The organism is Pantoea sp. SGAir0175 (genome assembly GCF_043547855.1).
Window position 1 is genome coordinate 3,549,022 of sequence record NZ_CP028081.1, and the last position, 18,911, is coordinate 3,567,932.

Sequence of the window (18,911 nt, forward strand, 5' to 3'; positions counted from 1 at the left end):
ATTCTACTCTTCGCCCGGTAGCAACGCAAATGCGCTGTAACGCCCAGCGGTAATACGCGGTCAGTCGGCAAACTCCACTACCAGACGACGCGGTGCCACGCGACCATCGTCGGCGATTTCCGCCATACCGATAAATTTCTGCTGCTCACCTTCGGTCACCCGCACCAGCCCGCTGGCCGGCGCGTTTTCCGCCTGGACCGGCATGCCCTGTTTGAACCAGGCCGCGATCGGCGTGGGCAGATTGACCGCTGGAAAATCTTCCGCCGGGCTGTCCATTGGCAACAGCAACGCGTCCAGCGGTGCGTAATCCGGCGTTTCCGCCGCATTAACCTGCGCCGCCAGCACCTGCAGCTGTTCCAGCGTCATCATGCGCGCAATCGGGTAACGCGCCACCTGCAGACGGCGCAGCATGATTACATGTGCACCGCAGCCGAGCTTCTCACCTAAATCGTCAATGATGGTGCGAATGTAGGTGCCTTTGGAAACATGGATTTCCAGTTCCAGCTCGTCGCCCTGCCAGCGAATAAACTGCAGTTCAAACACGGTAATCGGTCGCGCTTCACGCGGCACGGTGATGCCTTCGCGCGCATATTCGTACAGCTTGCGGCCCTGATACTTGAGCGCCGAGAACATGGTGGGCACCTGCAGCGTCTCGCCGCGAAAGCTCTCCAGCGCGGCATCCAGCTCAGCCTGGCTGAAGGTCACCGGCCGCGTTTCAACGATATTGCCGTCCGCATCGGAGGTATCGGTGCGCTGGCCCAGACGGGCAATCACGCGGTAACGCTTGTCCGAATCCAGCAGATAGCGGGAAAACTTGGTGGCTTCGCCGAGACAAATCGGCAGCATACCGGTGGCCAGCGGATCGAGCGCGCCGGTATGGCCCGCCTTGTTAGCATTAAACAGGCGTTTTACTTTTTGCAGCACATCGTTGGAGGATGCGCCCTGGTGTTTATCCAGCAGGAAAACACCGTGGACATCACGACCACGGCGACGAGGACGACTCATCAGTCCTCCTTGTCGTCTTCCGCCGGGCTTTCACCCCGTCGCTCAGCATCGTTTCTGATCACGTTAGACACCAGATTCGACATGCGCATCCCTTCAATCAGCGAGTTATCGTAAAAGAAGGTCAGCTCCGGCACGATGCGCAGACGCATCGCTTTACCGAGCAGAATACGGATGTAGCCAGACGCTTCTTTCAGCGCTTTGAGGCCGTTTTTCACCGCTTCTTCATCCTGGTCGTTCAGGAAGGTCACGAACACTTTGGCATACGCCAGATCGCGTGACACCTCAACGCCAGACACGGTGACCATCATACCCAGACGCGGGTCTTTGATTTCGCGCTGCAGGATGATCGCAATCTCTTTCTGCAACTCCTGCGCTACGCGCTGTGGGCGACCAAACTCTTTCGCCATACTATTTCTCCCAAATAATTCGGGAGGCCAGAGGCCTCCCAAATTGCATCACATCGACCAGCAATTACTCGATGGTGCGTTTAACTTCAATCACTTCGAACACTTCGATCATGTCGCCAACGCGAACGTCGTTGTAGTTCTTCACGCCGATACCACACTCCATGCCGTTACGCACTTCGTTGACGTCATCTTTGAAGCGACGCAGAGATTCCAGCTCGCCTTCATAGATAACCACGTTGTCGCGCAGTACGCGGATCGGATTGTGACGTTTGATGTTGCCTTCGGTGACCATACAGCCGGCAATCGCGCCAAATTTCGGTGACTTGAACACGTCACGGACTTCGGCCAGACCGATAATCTGCTGTTTGAACTCTGGTGCCAGCATGCCGCTCATGGCAGCTTTCACTTCGTCAATCAGGTTATAGATGACGGAGTAGTAGCGCAGGTCAACGTTTTCAGCGTCAATCACGCGACGCGCAGAGGCATCCGCACGCACGTTGAAGCCGAGGATGATCGCGTTGGACGCAGCGGCCAGGGTGGCGTCGGTTTCGGTGATACCGCCCACGCCAGAACCGATAATCTTCACCTTCACTTCGTCGGTGGAGAGTTTCAGCAGCGAGTCGGAGATCGCTTCCACAGAACCCTGTACGTCGGACTTCAGGACGATGTTCAGCTCGGACACTTCGCCTTCGGTCATGTTGGCAAACATGTTTTCCAGCTTGGACTTCTGCTGACGCGCCAGTTTGACTTCACGGAATTTGCCCTGACGATACAGTGCCACTTCACGCGCTTTCTTCTCGTCACGCACCACGGTCGCTTCGTCACCCGCTGCCGGCACACCGGACAGACCGAGGATTTCCACCGGAATCGATGGACCCGCTTCCAGCACTTCGCGACCCAGTTCGTCACGCATCGCACGCACACGGCCATATTCGAAGCCGCACAGTACGATATCGCCCTTGTTCAGCGTACCTTCACGCACCAGCACGGTTGCTACCGGACCACGACCTTTGTCGAGGAACGATTCGATCACCACACCGCTCGCCATACCCTGACGAATCGCAGTCAGCTCCAGTACTTCCGCCTGCAGCAGAATTGCGTTCAGCAGGTCGTCGATGCCGGTACCGGCTTTCGCCGAGACGTTAACGAACATGTTCTCGCCGCCCCACTCTTCCGGGATGATACCGTACTGGGTCAGCTCGTTCTTGACGCGATCCGGATCGGCTTCTGGCTTATCGATCTTGTTCACGGCCACGACCACCGGCACACCGGCCGCTTTCGCGTGCTGGATAGCTTCGACGGTTTGTGGCATCACGCCATCGTCAGCCGCCACCACCAGGATAACGATATCCGTGGCCTGCGCACCACGTGCACGCATTGCGGTAAACGCGGCGTGGCCCGGGGTGTCGAGGAAGGTGATCATGCCGTTATCGGTTTCAACGTGATACGCACCGATGTGCTGGGTAATCCCGCCCGCTTCGCCGGAGGCGACTTTGGTGGAGCGGATGTAGTCCAGCAGCGAGGTTTTACCGTGGTCAACGTGACCCATGATGGTCACGACCGGCGCACGGCTTTCCTGCGCAGCATCGGTATCACGATCGTCCATTACCGCTTCTTCCAGCTCGTTCTCGCGGCGCAGGATCACTTTGTGACCCATCTCTTCTGCCACCAGCTGGGCGGTTTCCTGGTCGATAACCTGGTTGATGGTTGCCATGGCACCCATCTTCATCATCGCTTTAATAACCAGCGAGCCTTTCACCGCCATTTTGTTGGCCAGTTCGGCAACGGTGATGGTTTCGCCAATGATGACGTCACGGTTCACCGCCTGAGCAGGTTTGTTGAAGCCCTGCTGCAGCGTGCTTGGTTTACGATGTTTGCCACCTTTACCGCCGCGTACCTGAGCACGCGCTTCTTCACGGTCAGTTTTGGCTTCAGAGTGCTTGTTGCCTTTTTTGGCCGGACGCGCTGCCTTGGTGGTGCGGGTGCGACCACGACCGCCTTCGACTTCGCGATCGTTTTCGTCTTCTGCCTGACGGGCATGAGTTGAAGTGGTGACGTGGTAGTCGCCCTTATCTTCTTCCTCTGGTTTTTCCCATTCAGCGGCTTTCTCTTCGGCCAGACGACGGGCTTCTTCCGCCGCGCGGCGCGCATTCTCTTCCAGCTTACGGCGCGCTTCTTCTTCCGCTTTACGCTTCAGTTCGGCGGCTTCAGCTTCACGACGGGCTTTGTCAGATTGCGCAGCCTTGGTCATTTCGTCGGTAGGTTGATTAGTCACTTTCTCATTTTCCGCTGCTTCACGCTTAGCCTTGTCAGCGGCTTCGCGCTTGGCTTTCTCTTCGGCTTCACGTTGCGCTTTTTGTTCAGCTTCGCGACGGGCTTGTTCTTCAGCCTCGCGACGCGCCTGCTCTTCCGCTTCACGCTGCGCCTCGGCTTCTGCTTCCGCCTGAGCTTGCTCAGCGTCGGCATCACCTTTCACGTATGTGCGCTTTTTGCGGACTTCGATTTGCACCGACTTACTTTTACCCCCGGTGCCTGGAATATTCAAGGTGCTGCGCGTTTTGCGCTGCAACGTCAGTTTGCCTGAACCGGTCTGACCGTGCTCACGATTCAGGTGGGACAGTAAGGTCTCTTTCTCTTGCTGGGATACGGCGTCGTTTTCAGACTTACGGATCCCTGCATCAGCAAATTGCTGTACCAGGCGATCGACCGGAGTCTGAATTTCGGCGGCCAGCGATTTTACGGTTACATCTGTCATGCTGTTCCTTCCTGTTATTACGCGTCATCGCCGAACCAGCAGATATTACGTGCAGCCATAATCAGCGCACCGGCTTTCTCATCATCCAGCCCTTCAATATCTGTCAGATCGTCAACACCTTGCTCAGCGAGATCTTCCAGCGTGCAAACGCCTTTTGACGCCAGGCGATACGCCAGCGCACGATCCAGGCCTTCAAGATTCAGCAGGTCCTCAGCAGGTTCCTGATTACCAAGGCTCTCTTCTTTCGCTAATGCCAGGGTGGTTAACGCATTTTTTGCTCGTTCACGCAGGGCTTCAATGGTCTCTTCGTCGAGGCCGTCGATTTCCAGCAGCTCGTTGATTGGCACGTAAGCCAATTCTTCCAGCGAAGAGAAGCCCTCTTCCACCAGAACGGTGGCGAACTCTTCGTCGATGTCGAGATGTTTAGTGAACATATCGATCGCTGCATGGGCTTCGGCCTGATGCTTCGCCTGCAGATCATCGACGGTCATCACGTTCAGCTCCCAGCCGCTCAGCTGGGATGCCAGACGCACGTTTTGGCCATTACGGCCAATCGCCTGAGCCAGATTGCCGGCTTCAACAGCGATATCCATGGTGTGATTGTCTTCATCCACCACAATTGACGCCACATCGGCAGGTGCCATGGCGTTAATCACGAACTGTGCCGGGTTGTCGTCCCACAGCACGATATCAATACGCTCGCCGCCCAGCTCGCTGGACACCGCCTGCACGCGCGCACCGCGCATACCGACGCAGGCACCGACCGGATCGATACGTTTGTCGTTAGTTTTTACCGCAATTTTGGCGCGTGAGCCCGGATCGCGCGCTGCCGCTTTGATCTCGATAACTTCTTCGCCAATCTCCGGCACTTCTATGCGGAACAGTTCGATCAGCATCTCTGGTTTGGAGCGGGTAACGAACAGTTGCGCACCACGCGCTTCCGGACGCACGGCATACAGCACGCCGCGAATACGGTCACCCGGGCGGAAGTTTTCACGCGGCAGCATGTCTTCACGCACAATCACCGCTTCGGCGTTGTTGCCGAGATCCAGTGAAATGTTGTCGCGATTCACTTTCTTCACCACGCCGGTGATGATTTCGCCTTCCTGCTCGCGGAACTGATCGACCACCATCGCGCGCTCGGCTTCACGCACTTTCTGGACGATAACCTGTTTCGCGGTCTGCGTGGTGATACGGTCGAAGGTGACAGATTCGATCTGATCTTCAACATAATCGCCCAGATTGAAGGCTTCATCTTCAAAGCGTGCTGCTTCCAGCGTGATCTCGCGCGTTGGCTGCGTGACTTCTTCTACAACCACCCAGCGACGGAAGGTGTCGAAATCGCCGCTGCGACGGTCAATGCTGACGCGCACGTCGATTTCCTGCTCATACTTCTTCTTGGTCGCAGTGGCCAAAGCGCTCTCCAGCGCTTCGAAGATTTTCTCACGCGGCAGGGCTTTTTCGTTAGAAACGGCTTCTACTACAGCTAAGATCTCTTTGTTCATCCTGGTTAGCCTCAATCCGGACTTTTAAAAGTGGGGGACCAGGTTCGCTTTCTGAATGTTGCTCAGCGCGAACACTTCATCGTTACCCTCAACGGTTACCGTGATCATCTCGCCTTCGACAGACTTGATGATGCCCTGCCATTTACGGCGGTTCTGCACGGCCATACGCAGTACCAGGCTCACCTCTTCACCGGTGAAACGCGCATAGTGCTCCGCGGTGAACAGAGGGCGATCGAGACCCGGTGAGGAAACTTCAAGGTTGTAAGCCACCGTAATAGGATCTTCCACATCCATTACAGCGCTGACCTGGTGGCTAACATCGGCGCAATCATCAACATTGATACCCTCTTCACTATCAATATAGATGCGCAAGGTTGATGTGCGACCACGAATGAACTCGATACCGACCAATTCGTAGCCAAGCGCTTCTACCGGAGCAGAGATCAACTCTGTCAACTTTTGCTCTAATGTGGACAAGCCCACCCCCAAGACATAAAAAAAGGGCCTAAAGCCCAGTGTTACGATTTCCTGATAACAAAAAACCCCGAAAATTCGGGGCTTTTTGTGACTGGACCCTGTATGCCGCGATGCGGCTTCGGCACACCATCCAGCAGAATTTTTTTCAAAACTGACTGCGGATGCGTCCGTCGATGCATACAGTATATTTGAAAAAGAACTCTAAGGGAAAGTGGTTGCGGGGGCCGGATTTGAACCGACGACCTTCGGGTTATGAGCCCGACGAGCTACCAGGCTGCTCCACCCCGCGTCCGAAAACGTGGCGAATGTTACGCCGATCTTGCGAAAAATGCAAGTTATACTGAGATTTGGTACCGAGGACGGGACTTGAACCCGTAAGCCCAATCGGGCACTACCACCTCAAGGTAGCGTGTCTACCAATTCCACCACCTCGGCACTTCACTGACTGCGACGATACGATGTCGCTTTAGCGCTGACGATCTTACTGCGGGATATCATTGCCCGGTGTGGCCGGTTTAGCTGGCTGAGTCTGCTGTTGAGACTGAGCCGGCGCGCTGAGGTTTTCCCACTCGCTTCCTTTGGAAGTCTTGTTACTGTTCAGGTTGCCCAGAATCAGACTGATGATGAAGAACAGCGTAGCCAGTACCGCGGTCATGCGAGTCATGAAGTTACCAGACCCGGTTGAACCGAACAGCGTACCAGAAGCGCCTGCACCGAATGAGGCTCCCATATCAGCGCCTTTGCCTTGCTGCAGCATGATCAGACCAACGAGGCCAATCGCTACAATAAGGAAAACAACCAACAGAGCTTCGTACATAATCAACCTGTTTCCTTGCGCGTTATCCGCACAGTTAAAGCTTCAACCAATATTGACGGGGAGTCTCGTCATCACCCATCAGAAGCGGGTGTGAATACTAACCAAAGGCGCATACCTCTGCAAGCGCAATTTACATGAAGTTTTGCGATTGCGGAAAAAAGCGCCATCCCGGTGATTTTACAGGCGGAAAGCAGCAAACTGACCGCCCGTAACGCGGTTAAACCGCTTTTACCGCATCGGCAATTTTGTGCGCCAGCTCGGTCACCTGCGCCTCATCCTCGCCTTCCACCATCACGCGAATCAGCGGCTCGGTGCCGGATTTACGCAACAGCACGCGCCCGCGCCCGGCCAGCGTTTTTTCCACCTCTGCGGCAGCCGCTTTGACGCTGTCGCTCTCCAGCGGATCGTGGCTGCCGTTAAAACGCACATTCACCAGCACCTGTGGCAGCATCTTCATACCGCTGCACAGATCGTGCAGACTCATGTGGTTGCGCACAATCGCAGTGAGTACTTGCAAACTTGCCACGATGCCGTCACCGGTGCTGATTTTATCCAGCAGGATCACGTGGCCGGAGTTCTCCGCGCCCATGCGCCAGCCCTTCTCCTGCATTTTTTCCAGCACATAGCGGTCGCCCACTTTGGCGCGGGTAAACGGAATCCCCAGCTGCTTCAGCGCCAGCTCCAGCCCCATGTTGCTCATCAGCGTACCGACCACGCCGCCACGCAGCTGGCCCTGACGCAGCGCTTCACGCGCGATGATGTAGAGAATCTGGTCGCCATCCACCTTCTGTCCAAGGTGATCCACCATCATGATGCGGTCGCCGTCGCCGTCATAGGCCAGGCCGAGATCGGCTTTTTCATCCAGCACGCGCTGCTGCAGCTGACGCAGATCGGTAGCGCCGCACTCTTTGTTGATGTTCATGCCGTCCGGCTGCACGCCAATCGCAATCACCTTCGCACCCAGTTCACGCAGCACATTCGGCGCGATGTGATAGGTCGCGCCGTTGGCACAGTCCACCACGATCTTCAGCCCGTTCAGGCTCAGCTCGCTGGGAAAAGTGCCTTTGCAGAACTCAATGTAACGCCCGGCGGCATCGACGATGCGGCTGGCACGGCCCAGCTCAGCGGATTCGACGCAGGTCAGCGGCTTCTCCAGCTCCAGCTCAATGGCGGCTTCGACGTCGTCCGGCAGTTTGGTGCCTTCGGCTGAGAAGAATTTGATGCCGTTGTCGTCAAACGGGTTGTGCGACGCGGAGATCACGATGCCCGCCTCGGCGCGGAAGGTGCGCGTCAGGTAGGCAATGGCCGGCGTGGGCATCGGGCCGGTGAAAGCCGCAGACAGCCCGGCAGCCGCCAGACCGGCTTCCAGCGCCGATTCCAGCATGTAGCCGGAAATCCGTGTATCTTTACCAATCAATACCTTGCGCGAGCCGGAACGGGCCAGCACTTTGCCGGCAGCAAAACCCAGCTTCAACACAAAGTCCGGGGTAATGGGCGCTTCACCCACTTTGCCGCGAATCCCATCAGTACCGAAATATTTACGATCGCTCATGCCTTTATCCTTTTGCTCTCCGTGTCGCCTCGACGATGCGCATCGCTTCGACAGTTTCTTTAACGTCATGCACGCGAATAATCTGCGCGCCCTGCATGGCGGCGATCACCGCACAGCTCAGGCTGCCGGTCAGGCGCTGTGCCGGGCCGACGTTTAACAGCTGGCCAATCATCGACTTACGCGACATGCCCACCAGCAGCGGCAGACCGTGATGGTGAAAATCACTGAGATGTGCCAGCAGCTCATAATTGTGGCTGAGATTCTTACCGAAACCGAAGCCCGGGTCGAGCAGCAGACGCTCTTTTTTAATGCCGGCCGCTTCACAGCGGGCAATCTGCGCAGCGAAGTAAGCGTCCACTTCGCTTAAGATGTGCTGATATTCCGGTGCCTGCTGCATGGTGCGCGGTTCGCCCTGCATGTGCATCAGGCATACCGGCAGACCGCTATCTGCGGCGGCCTGTAACGCACCCGGCTCGGACAGCGAGCGGATATCGTTAATGATGTGAGCGCCCACTCGCGCAGCTTCGCGGATCACTTCTGCTTTTGACGTATCCACCGAAATCCACACTTCAAAGCGCTGCGCAATGGCTTCCACCACCGGAATCACCCGCGCCAGTTCCTCTTCCACTGAGACTTCATCAGCACCGGGACGCGTTGATTCGCCGCCCACATCGATAATCGTGGCACCGGCATTCACCATCTCGTTGGTGTGCGTGAGGGCGTCGACCAGCGTGTTGTGCGTTCCGCCATCAGAAAAGGAGTCCGGCGTGACATTTAAAATTCCCATCACATGGGGAAACGACAGATCGAGATGGGTATCACGGGCGTACAACTTCATGGCGAAAATCTCCCTGAGGAATCACTGGATTGTGGAATGTAAAAAACCCCGGACCAGCCGGGGTTTTTGCTTAGGAACAGGCCTGTTACTTGTCGAACTGTTCTGACATGGTGTTGCCTGGGTTTGGCGTACGCGGTTCATCAACCGGACGTGGCGCCTTTGGCGTACCGTTGCTGTCAGAGTTGTTGCTGCCTGGATCTTCCCAGCCTGCTGGCGGACGCACTTCGCGGCGCGCCATCAGGTCGTCGATCTGCGGTGCGTCGATGGTTTCATACTTCATCAGCGCGTCTTTCATCGCGTGAAGGATGTCCATGTTCTCACCCAGAATACGGCGTGCACGCTGGTAGTTGCTGTCGATCAGGTGTTTAACTTCCTGGTCGATGATGCGTGCCGTTTCGTCCGACATGTGTTTGGCTTTCGCCACTGAACGACCGAGGAACACTTCACCGTCCTCTTCCGCATACAGCAGCGGACCAAGTTTTTCCGAGAAGCCCCACTGCGTCACCATGTTGCGCGCCAGGTTGGTCGCCACTTTGATGTCGTTTGAAGCACCGGTAGAAACGTGTTCCGCCCCGTAGATGATCTCTTCTGCCAGACGACCGCCGTACAGCGTTGAAATCTGGCTCTCCAGCTTCTGACGGCTGGCGCTGATCGCGTCGCCTTCAGGCAGGAAGAAGGTCACCCCCAGCGCACGGCCGCGCGGGATAATCGTCACTTTATGCACCGGATCGTGTTCCGGCACCAGGCGACCAATAATCGCATGGCCCGCTTCGTGATACGCGGTGGATTCTTTCTGCGCTTCCGTCATCACCATGGAGCGACGTTCCGCACCCATCATGATTTTGTCTTTCGCTTTCTCGAACTCGACCATCGACACCACGCGCTTGTTGCCACGCGCAGCGAACAGCGCCGCTTCGTTGACCAGGTTCGCCAGATCCGCACCGGAGAAGCCCGGCGTACCACGTGCGATAATCGCGGCATCAATGTCGGTTGCCAGCGGCACGCGACGCATATGCACTTTCAGAATCTGTTCACGGCCGCGCACGTCTGGCAGACCTACCACCACCTGGCGGTCAAAACGGCCTGGACGCAGCAGCGCCGGGTCCAGTACGTCCGGACGGTTAGTCGCGGCGATAACGATGATGCCTTCATTGCCTTCGAAGCCATCCATCTCAACCAGCATCTGGTTCAGCGTCTGCTCACGTTCGTCGTGACCACCGCCTAAACCGGCACCACGCTGACGACCCACCGCATCGATCTCATCAATAAAGATGATGCACGGTGCCGCTTTCTTCGCCTGCTCGAACATGTCGCGCACACGTGATGCACCGACACCGACGAACATTTCTACGAAGTCAGAACCGGAAATCGTGAAGAACGGTACTTTCGCTTCGCCAGCAATCGCTTTCGCCAGCAGCGTTTTACCGGTACCCGGAGGGCCCACCATCAGCACGCCTTTCGGGATTTTACCGCCCAGCTTCTGGAAGCGGCTCGGCTCACGCAGGTATTCTACCAGCTCACCCACCTCTTCTTTTGCTTCGTCGCACCCCGCAACGTCAGCAAAGGTGGTTTTGATCTGGTCTTCGGTCAGCATACGGGCTTTGCTCTTGCCGAAGGACATCGCGCCCTTGCCGCCGCCGCCCTGCATCTGCCGCATAAAGAAGATCCACACGCCAATCAGTAGCAGCATCGGGAACCAGGAGATGAAGATGGAAGCCAGCAGGCTCGGCTCTTCCGGTGGTTCACCCACAACTTTGACGTTTTTGGTCAACAGGTTATCGAGTAACTTGGGATCGTTGACAGGAATGTAGGTCGTGTATTTATTACTGTCTTTTTTGGTTACGTTGATCTCACGCCCGTTAATACGTGCCTCGCGGACCTGATCCTGGTTCACTTCCGACAGGAAGGTTGAATAATCAACCCTACGGCCATTCGACTCGCTGGGCCCAAAGCTCTGGAATACTGACATCAGCACGACCGCGATGACTAACCAGAGAATCAGGTTTTTCGCCATGTCACTCAAGGGATTAACCTCATATTACAACGGTGTTAACAGACAGCGTAGGGTACTATATATCCTTCATACCTGGAATCGCGGCGCTGATGATTTTGCCTGTTTAGCCTGAAACTCAGAATTACGCATCAGAATAAACGCCGTTTCGCCTTGCTTTGATTCCGGTATGGAGGGCTACAGTTTGCGCCCTGTCGCCACAATGTACACTTCGCGCGAACGTGATCGCGAAGCGTCCGGCTTACGAATTTTCACTTTCGTAAACAGGGAGCGAATTTCCCGCAGGTATTCATCGAAGCCATCTCCCTGAAACACTTTCACTACAAAACTGCCGCCAGGTGCCAGTACATCCCGACACATTTCTAACGCCAGTTCAACTAAATACATGGAACGCGGGATATCGACTGCAGGCGTACCGCTCATGTTCGGCGCCATGTCCGACATCACCACCTGCACTTTATGGTCGCCCACGCGCTCCAGTAACGCTTTCAACACCGCTTCGTCGCGAAAATCGCCCTGCAGGAAGTCAACGCCAACGATGGGATCCATCGGCAGCAGATCGCAGGCAATAATACGGCCACCCGAACCAATCTGTTGTACCACATATTGCGACCAGCCGCCGGGCGCAGCGCCCAGGTCAACCACGGTCATACCGGGTTTGAACAGCTTGTCACCCTGCTGAATTTCATCCAGTTTAAACCAGGCGCGCGAGCGCAACCCTTTTTTCTGTGCCTGTTGCACATATTTATCGCTAAAGTGTTCCTGAAGCCAGCGACTGGAACTGGCCGAACGCTTTTTACCCGTCATAATATTTCCAGTTAAATCGTCATCGTAGCGATAAATCAGCACGCAATGGGTCGCGTTGATTTGGCGATATACCCGAGATGGCGGTAGAATGAACCGTTTTCAATCCCTGAGTAAGCAAAAAATACGATGAATCTGAGTACCAAACAAAAACAGCACCTGAAAGGCCTTGCCCATCCACTGAAGCCAGTGGTCATGCTGGGCGGCAATGGCCTGACTGAAGGCGTGCTCGCCGAGATCGAACAGGCGCTCGAACATCACGAATTGATCAAGGTAAAAATTGCCTCGGAAGATCGTGAAACCAAGCAGCTGATCGTGGACGCTATCGTGCGTGAAACTAAGGCAAACAACGTTCAGGTCATCGGCAACGTGCTGGTGCTGTATCGCCCTGCCAAAGAGCGCAAAATTACTCTGCCACGTTAAGCGTACCGTTACGGCTCGTCCGACGGGCAGAGAAAGTGCCATGCTCCTGCATGGGATAAAAGGCCGCAGCGCGGCCTTTTTCCTTTCTTTACAATATGCAGCTGCGCATTTCAAAGCGTAGCAATATCTTAGATGTATTCCACTTTCAGCACTTCATATTCCACATCGCCGCCTGGGGTTTTGACAATAGCCACGTCATCGGCCTCTTTGCCCACCAGACCGCGCGCCATCGGCGAATTCACGGAAATCAGGTTCTGTTTAAAGTCCGCTTCGTCGTCACCGACAATCCGGTAAGTAAACTCTTCATCGGTATCGACATTCAGCACGGTGACGGTGGCACCAAAAATCACGCGGCCGGTTTTCGGCATGGCGGTCACGTCAATCACCTGTGCATTGGAGAGCTTGGCTTCAATCTCCTGAATACGCCCTTCGCAGAACCCCTGTTCTTCGCGCGCGGCGTGGTATTCGGCATTCTCTTTCAGATCGCCGTGCTCACGGGCTTCGGCGATAGAGGCGATGATGCGCGGACGCTTAACGGTTTTCAGTTCGTTCAGCTCTTCACGCAGCTTCTCAGCGCCTTTCAACGTCATCGGAATCTGATTCATTTTGGCTCCTCGTCATCTATCCTGGTTAACGGCGTCATCCTGACCGGTGACAGCAGAAGATCGGCTTCTGCGGCGCGTAACCTCTTTTCACAAGCAAAAGAATCCTGACCCGGAAAGCTTTCCGGGTCAGGTATCGGTTTTGCATTTTGATACGTATTTTACCCCAGAGTTCCCTGTGGGTCATTGTTTACTTTGCACCGTCCGGGGACATAGTATTGACGCCTTCACCCGTCAGTTACCGCGAGATTATGCGATTTTCACGACTTGTTACCGGATTAACCTGTGCGTTTATGCTGCAGGCACAAGCAGCACCCGTTGAAGAATACATGCAGTATTTGCCAGACGGCGCAAACCTGGCGCTGATGGTACAAAAAGTGGGCGCATCCACCCCGATAATCGACTATCACGGCAAACAGATGGCGTTGCCGGCCAGCACCATGAAAGTGATCACCGCGCTGGCGGCACTGCTGGAGCTTGGCCCGGACTTCCGTTTTCAGACCACGCTGGAGACCAAAGGCGCGGTCAGCGATGGCACCTTAAATGGCGACCTGGTGGCGCGCTTTGCCGGCGATCCGACGCTCAGCCGCCAGGATCTGCGCAATATGGTGGCGGCGCTGAAAAAGCAGGGCATCAACCATATCAAAGGCAATCTGGTGATCGACACCTCGGTGTTCGCCAGTCACGATATGGCGCCAGGCTGGCCGTGGAACGATCTGACACAGTGTTTCAGCGCCCCGCCAGGTGCGGCGATTGTTGATAAAAACTGCTTCTCGGTTTCGCTCTACAGTGCCAATACGCCCGGCGAAAACGCCTTTGTGCGCATCGCCTCTTACTATCCGGCGCACATGTTCAGTCAGGTGCGCACGATCGGACGCAACAGCGGTGACGGGCAGTATTGCGAACTGGACGTGGTGCCCGGCGAGCTCAATCGCTACACGCTGACCGGCTGTATGCGCCAGCGTGCGGAACCGCTGCCCCTGGCATTTGCCGTGCAGGATGGCGCCGCGTGGGCCGGCGAGATCCTTAAAGCGCAGCTGCGCGACGCCGATATTGATTACAGCGGCCATTTAGTGCGCCAGACGCAGGTGACGTCACCGGGCACGGTGCTGGCCTCAACGCAGTCCGCACCGCTGCACAACCTGCTGCACACCATGCTGAAAAAGTCAGACAACATGATCGCTGATACCGTGTTCCGCACCATCGGCCATCACTACTTTAACGTGCCGGGCACCTTCCGCGCCGGTTCGGATGCGGTCAGGCGTGTGCTGCGCGAAAAAGCCGGCGTCGACCTCGGCAACAGTATTCAGGTGGATGGTTCCGGCCTGTCGCGTCACGACCTGATCGCGCCGGATACCATGATGCAGGTGCTGCAGTTCATCGCCAAAAATGACGCTACGCTGAATTATATTTCGATGCTGCCGCTGGCGGGTTATGACGGCACGCTGCAGTATCGCGGCGGTCTGCACGAAGCGGGGCTGGATGGCAAAGTGTCGGCAAAAACCGGTTCGCTGCAGGGCGTCTATAATCTGGCTGGGTTCATCACCACGTCGAGCGGTGCGCGCGTGGCCTTTGTCCAGTTCCTCTCTGGCTATGCGGTACCGCCGGAAGACCAGAAAACGCGGCGGATTCCGCTGGTGCGCTTTGAGAGCCGGCTCTATACCGACATTAACAAGAACAACTAATGAAACTGTTGATCGTTGAAGATGATGCGTTATTACAATCGGGCCTGGCGCAGGCGCTGAGCAGCGAGGGCTACGCCGTGGATTGCGCTGGCAGCGCGGCGGAAAGCAACGCCCTGCTGCGCAGCAGCCAGTACAGCCTGATCGTGCTGGATCTTGGTCTGCCGGATCGCGATGGCGCCACGCTGCTGCGCCAGTGGCGACGCGACGGCATCGCGGTGCCGGTGCTGATCCTGACCGCGCGCGATGCGCTGGAGGATCGCGTCGACGGGCTGGACGCCGGTGCCGACGATTACCTGGTCAAGCCGTTTGCGCTGGCAGAACTGCAGGCGCGGGTGCGCGCGCTGATCCGCCGCTATCAGGGGCACAGCGACAACCTGCTGCAGCAGGGCGATCTGACGCTCAATCTCAGCTCGCAGCAGGTGCTGCTGGAAAATCTGCCGCTGGAGATCACCCCCAAAGAGTTCGCCCTGCTCACCCGCCTGCTGATGCGCGTGGGGCAGAATGTGCATCGAGAAACGCTGCAGCAGGATCTCTACAGCTGGAACGACGATCCCGGCTCCAACACTTTAGAAGTTCACATTCATAATCTGCGCCGCAAGCTGGGGAAAGATCGCATCAAAACCGTGCGCGGCGTTGGCTACCGGCTGGAATTGCGCGAATGAACAGCATGCGTCAGCGGTTACTGATTATGCTGGCGCTGATTCTCCTCACCTGCCAGGTGATGAGCGCCATCTGGCTGTGGCACGAAAGCCGCGAACAGATCAGTTTCCTCGTCAACGAAACCCTGTCGGCCCAGGCGCGTAACGATCGCGTGGAGAATGAGATCCGTGAGGCCATCGCCTCGCTGTTGCTGCCTTCGCTGGTGATGGTAAGCCTGACGCTGCTGCTGTCGTTCTGGGCCATCAACTGGATTATCCGTCCGCTCAAATCGCTACAGGACAGCCTTGCCCACCGCTCAGCCGACAACCTGACGCCGCTGCCGATTTACTCCGAGATGGATGAGATCGTTGCGGTCACCTCCTCCATCAACCAGCTGTTTTCCCGTCTCGACCACACGCTGCAGCAGGAGCGATTATTCACCGCCGATGCCGCGCACGAGCTGCGTACGCCGCTGGCCGGGCTGCGCCTGCATCTTGAACTTCTGCATCAGCAGCAGGTGCCGCAAAGCGCCATGCTGATTGAGCGTATCGACCAGTTGATGCATACCGTCGAACAGCTGCTGATGCTGTCGCGCGCCGGTCAGGCGCTGGCGGGCGGCCACTATCAGCAGCTGCAGTGGCAGCGTGACATCATGCAGCCGCTGATGCCGGAGATGGCTGAACTGTATGCCCAGCGTCAGCAGACGCTGCACTGGCCAGACGGCGACGATGTGCCGCAGCAGGGTGAAGCGGTGCTGCTGCGCCTGATGCTGCGCAATTTGCTGGAGAACGCATCACGCTACAGTCCGGAAGGCAGCAGCGTGCAGGTGAAGCTGCGTCAGGTGCAACAGCAGGTCTGGGTTGAAGTGTGGGATCAGGGGCCGGGTATTGATGCCGATGCGGCAGAAGAGCTGACGCAGGCGTTCCGGCGGCGCGATCAACGCTATGGCGGCAGCGGCCTGGGCCTGAACATTGTGCTGCGTATTGTGCAGATGCATCGCGGCAGGCTGGAACTGGTGAACCGCGAAGACAGCAGCGGACTGGTCGCCCGCTGCTGTTTGCCAACGCAACTGATTGGCTGAACGCCATTAGAAGTGGGTGTTGAGGCTCATATAGTAAGTACGGCCTGATTCGTTATAGGTATTGGCACCGGCACCGTAGAGATAAGCGCCGGTGGTGGCGTTACCGGTGGTTTGCGAATTGCCCTCACGGAAGTGGCGCTTATCGAACAGGTTATCGATGCCCAGCGTCACGCTGGCGTACTTATTAATATCGTAAGTACCGCTCAGGCCGACAAGCGAGTACGGGCTCACTTTGTCGGTGGCGCTGCCGGTCACCGGCTGTCCTTTGTAGTCGTACTTCTTCGGCGTCTGGGTGCCGTACCACGTCAGGGTGGTTTGCAGCGACAGATCCTGCGTTGCCTGCCAGCTCAGCGTCGAGTTCAGCGTATACTCCGGAATGATCGACAGACGATCGCCGGTCTCCTTGTTCTTGCTCTGCAGCATGTAGGTGAAGTTGTTATTCCACATCACGCTGTCAGAGAAAGGAACATTGACCGTGCCTTCCAGCCCTTCCACCACCGCTTTCGGCACGTTCTCCCAGCGATAGATATCCGTGGTGCCGTTAGAGGCTTTACCTGCAGGCGCATAACCGGCTTCAATCTTGTTGCGGTAGTCGTTACGGAACCAGGTCAGACCGGCCTGATAACCTTCATGCTTCCACTCCAGCCCAACTTCTTTATTGATGCTGTTTTCCGCCTTCAGATTCGGATTACCCTGCAGATAGCAGGCGCCGGTGCTGGCGGCGCAGCCCTGGCCGTTGCTGTACAGCAGGTAGTTCGGGTTCGTCTGGTACAGACTCGGCGCTTTGTAGGCCCGGCCAATCCCCATCTTCAGCGTGAAGTCATCGCCCAGCCCCTGTGACAGGTTAAGCGATGGGCTCCAGTTGTTGCCAACGATGGAGTGATGATCGAAGCGCAGCGCCGGCGTCAGCATGGTGCTGTCGGTCAGCTCCATGTTGTCTTCGGCAAACAGGGAGAAAATCTCCGCCTGGGCATAAGGACTGCGGCCGGTGCTGGCGATGCCTGGAACAGCGCCGTTGCTGGCAGCCTGGGTGGTCGACGAAGGATCTTTCATGCGCTGCTGGTTCCACTCGGTGCCCAGCGTCGCGGTCTGATTGACGCCCAGCTCAAACGGCAGGCTGATTTCACTGTGCAGCAGCACATCGTCCAGCTGGATGGTATTGAACCCGCTGTTGGAGAAGATCCCTTCCGTGCCGCCCGCCAGACCTTCATTAATGCGCGTATTGCGGGTTTTCTCGTAGCGCGCCCAGCTGCTGGTGCTGATGCCGTTATCCCACGCGCCGGTCCATTTCAGTGAAATATTCTGGCGATACAGACGGTTGGTTTCATCGCCGTACAGGCTCTTTACCAGTGCGTTAGTGTTGGTGTTCTGCGTATCGCCCGCGTACAGGTTGCCCTGACGACTGTAACCGGCCTGCAGCTCCAGCGTCTGCATGGGCGCAAACGCCCAGCTCAGCAACGCATTGATGTCTTTGTTTACCGAGCCTTCGCGGCCTGCCGGGTAGCTGCCGGCATAGCTGCCGGTGCGCGCTGCCGCGTGCCCTTCATTGATGTCGTACGCGTCGGCCTGGGTTTTGGCTAAGCCGCCATACAGCCGGAAGTTGAAGTCGTCGCCCAGCGGCCCTTCAAGGCTGAAGTTGGTGCGTTTGGTCGCCCCTTCCGATTTGTGTTCCGGCGCGTTGAAGTAGGTATTCCACGAACCGTGCCACTGCTGATCGCTGTACTTTTTGGTGATGATGTTCACTACACCGCCCGCCGCGCCGTTACCGTAGCGCACCGCGGCCGGCCCGCGAATCACGTCGATGTGATCAATCATCTCCGGCGGCACCCAGTTAGTATCGCCGCGCGTATCACGCTCACCGCGCCAGCCGAGACGCACTGAGTTACGGCTGGTGATCGGCATGCCGTCCACCATAATCAGGGTATTTTCCGGTCCCATGCCGCGAATATCGATCTGACGGTTGTTGCCGCGCTGGCCGCTGGTCGAGTTACCGGTCAGGTTAACCCCCGGCATGGTACGGATAATTTCTGAGACATCGCGCGCCGGCGGATGCTTTTTGATCTCATCGGCGGTGATGGTGGAAACCCCCGGTGCCTGCAGCGTCTGCTGCTGGGCCGTCACCATTAAGGTGCCACCGTCCATTGCGCTGGCGTCGGGAGAAGAGGCGTTGCTGGAAGTCGTCTTGCTGGAAGTCTCTGCTGCCCAGGCGCTGCCGGAGAGCAGTGAGGCGCTGAGCCCCAGTTCGATCAAAATAGCGAAGGTTAACCGCGAGTAATGCTTCATTTTTTTCATTCCTGGAAGGCCAGTTCT

General features: G+C 56.9%; 16 protein-coding genes and 2 tRNA genes. 4 read left to right on the top strand and 14 right to left on the bottom strand.

What is annotated here, in order from left to right; genetic code table 11:
* Positions 1-60: 60 nt before the first annotated feature.
* From truB to rlmE, 12 genes are all read right to left on the bottom strand, one after another.
* Positions 61-1,005, bottom strand: coding sequence for a tRNA pseudouridine(55) synthase TruB (gene truB / locus C1N56_RS16665; protein ID WP_394516887.1), 945 nt, complete (start codon positions 1,003-1,005; stop codon positions 61-63).
* Entirely contained in the window at positions 1,005-1,412 is a 408-nt protein-coding gene (gene rbfA / locus C1N56_RS16670; RefSeq protein ID WP_021507701.1) for a 30S ribosome-binding factor RbfA, read from the bottom strand. Before rbfA ends, truB begins: the two co-directional genes overlap by 1 nt.
* 64 nt (positions 1,413-1,476) lie before the next feature.
* The gene (gene infB, locus C1N56_RS16675) at positions 1,477-4,167 is read right to left on the bottom strand and encodes a translation initiation factor IF-2 (protein WP_021507702.1); all 2,691 of its coding nucleotides are present in this window, start codon (positions 4,165-4,167) and stop codon (positions 1,477-1,479) included.
* A 17-nt stretch (positions 4,168-4,184) separates the two neighbouring features.
* Positions 4,185-5,672: a transcription termination factor NusA gene (nusA, locus tag C1N56_RS16680; RefSeq protein ID WP_021507703.1), complete on the bottom strand. Its 1,488-nt coding sequence runs from the start codon at positions 5,670-5,672 to the stop codon at positions 4,185-4,187.
* Between the two features lie 24 nt (positions 5,673-5,696).
* The gene (gene rimP, locus C1N56_RS16685; RefSeq protein ID WP_264249564.1) at positions 5,697-6,149 is read right to left on the bottom strand and encodes a ribosome maturation factor RimP; all 453 of its coding nucleotides are present in this window, start codon (positions 6,147-6,149) and stop codon (positions 5,697-5,699) included.
* Between the two features lie 212 nt (positions 6,150-6,361).
* A tRNA-Met gene (locus C1N56_RS16690) sits at positions 6,362-6,438 on the bottom strand.
* Between the two features lie 59 nt (positions 6,439-6,497).
* Positions 6,498-6,584, bottom strand: a tRNA-Leu gene (locus C1N56_RS16695).
* 46 nt (positions 6,585-6,630) lie between these two features.
* The gene (secG, locus tag C1N56_RS16700) at positions 6,631-6,966 is read right to left on the bottom strand and encodes a preprotein translocase subunit SecG (protein WP_010617340.1); all 336 of its coding nucleotides are present in this window, start codon (positions 6,964-6,966) and stop codon (positions 6,631-6,633) included.
* A 217-nt stretch (positions 6,967-7,183) separates the two neighbouring features.
* Complete coding sequence (gene glmM, locus C1N56_RS16705; protein WP_394516888.1) at positions 7,184-8,518, bottom strand: phosphoglucosamine mutase; 1,335 nt, start codon at positions 8,516-8,518, stop codon at positions 7,184-7,186.
* Between the two features lie 4 nt (positions 8,519-8,522).
* On the bottom strand, positions 8,523-9,356 hold the full coding sequence (gene folP / locus C1N56_RS16710; protein WP_211725282.1) for a dihydropteroate synthase: 834 nt from the start codon (positions 9,354-9,356) through the stop codon (positions 8,523-8,525).
* A gap of 85 nt (positions 9,357-9,441) precedes the next feature.
* Entirely contained in the window at positions 9,442-11,370 is a 1,929-nt protein-coding gene (gene ftsH, locus C1N56_RS16715; RefSeq protein ID WP_021507707.1) for an ATP-dependent zinc metalloprotease FtsH, read from the bottom strand.
* Positions 11,371-11,544: 174 nt separating this feature from the next.
* Positions 11,545-12,174 carry a 23S rRNA (uridine(2552)-2'-O)-methyltransferase RlmE gene (rlmE, locus tag C1N56_RS16720; RefSeq protein ID WP_394516889.1) on the bottom strand — a complete coding sequence of 210 codons (630 nt, stop codon included), beginning with the start codon at positions 12,172-12,174 and terminating at the stop codon, positions 11,545-11,547.
* A 126-nt stretch (positions 12,175-12,300) separates the two neighbouring features.
* On the opposite strand from rlmE, the gene yhbY reads away from it, so the two are divergent.
* Complete coding sequence (gene yhbY / locus C1N56_RS16725; RefSeq protein ID WP_010617345.1) at positions 12,301-12,594, top strand: ribosome assembly RNA-binding protein YhbY; 294 nt, start codon at positions 12,301-12,303, stop codon at positions 12,592-12,594.
* Between the two features lie 128 nt (positions 12,595-12,722).
* Here yhbY and greA read toward each other — a convergent pair whose 3' ends face one another.
* Entirely contained in the window at positions 12,723-13,199 is a 477-nt protein-coding gene (greA, locus tag C1N56_RS16730; RefSeq protein ID WP_021507709.1) for a transcription elongation factor GreA, read from the bottom strand.
* Positions 13,200-13,447: 248 nt separating this feature from the next.
* Between greA and dacB the strand changes: the two genes are divergently transcribed.
* From dacB to pmrB, 3 genes are read left to right on the top strand one after another with little or no spacing between them, the layout of a single operon-like run.
* Positions 13,448-14,881, top strand: a complete 1,434-nt coding sequence (gene dacB / locus C1N56_RS16735; protein WP_031279733.1) for a serine-type D-Ala-D-Ala carboxypeptidase — start codon at positions 13,448-13,450, stop codon at positions 14,879-14,881.
* Positions 14,881-15,543: a two-component system response regulator PmrA gene (gene pmrA / locus C1N56_RS16740; protein WP_021507711.1), complete on the top strand. Its 663-nt coding sequence runs from the start codon at positions 14,881-14,883 to the stop codon at positions 15,541-15,543. The genes dacB and pmrA overlap by 1 nt, the downstream gene beginning before the upstream one ends.
* Entirely contained in the window at positions 15,540-16,601 is a 1,062-nt protein-coding gene (gene pmrB / locus C1N56_RS16745; protein ID WP_021507712.1) for a two-component system sensor histidine kinase PmrB, read from the top strand. The genes pmrA and pmrB overlap by 4 nt, the downstream gene beginning before the upstream one ends.
* Before the next feature lie 6 nt (positions 16,602-16,607).
* On the opposite strand, the gene C1N56_RS16750 is transcribed toward pmrB, so the two are convergent.
* Positions 16,608-18,884 (bottom strand): TonB-dependent siderophore receptor, encoded by a 2,277-nt coding sequence (locus tag C1N56_RS16750; RefSeq protein ID WP_394516890.1) that lies wholly within the window; start codon positions 18,882-18,884, stop codon positions 16,608-16,610.
* Positions 18,885-18,911 lie beyond the last annotated feature (27 nt).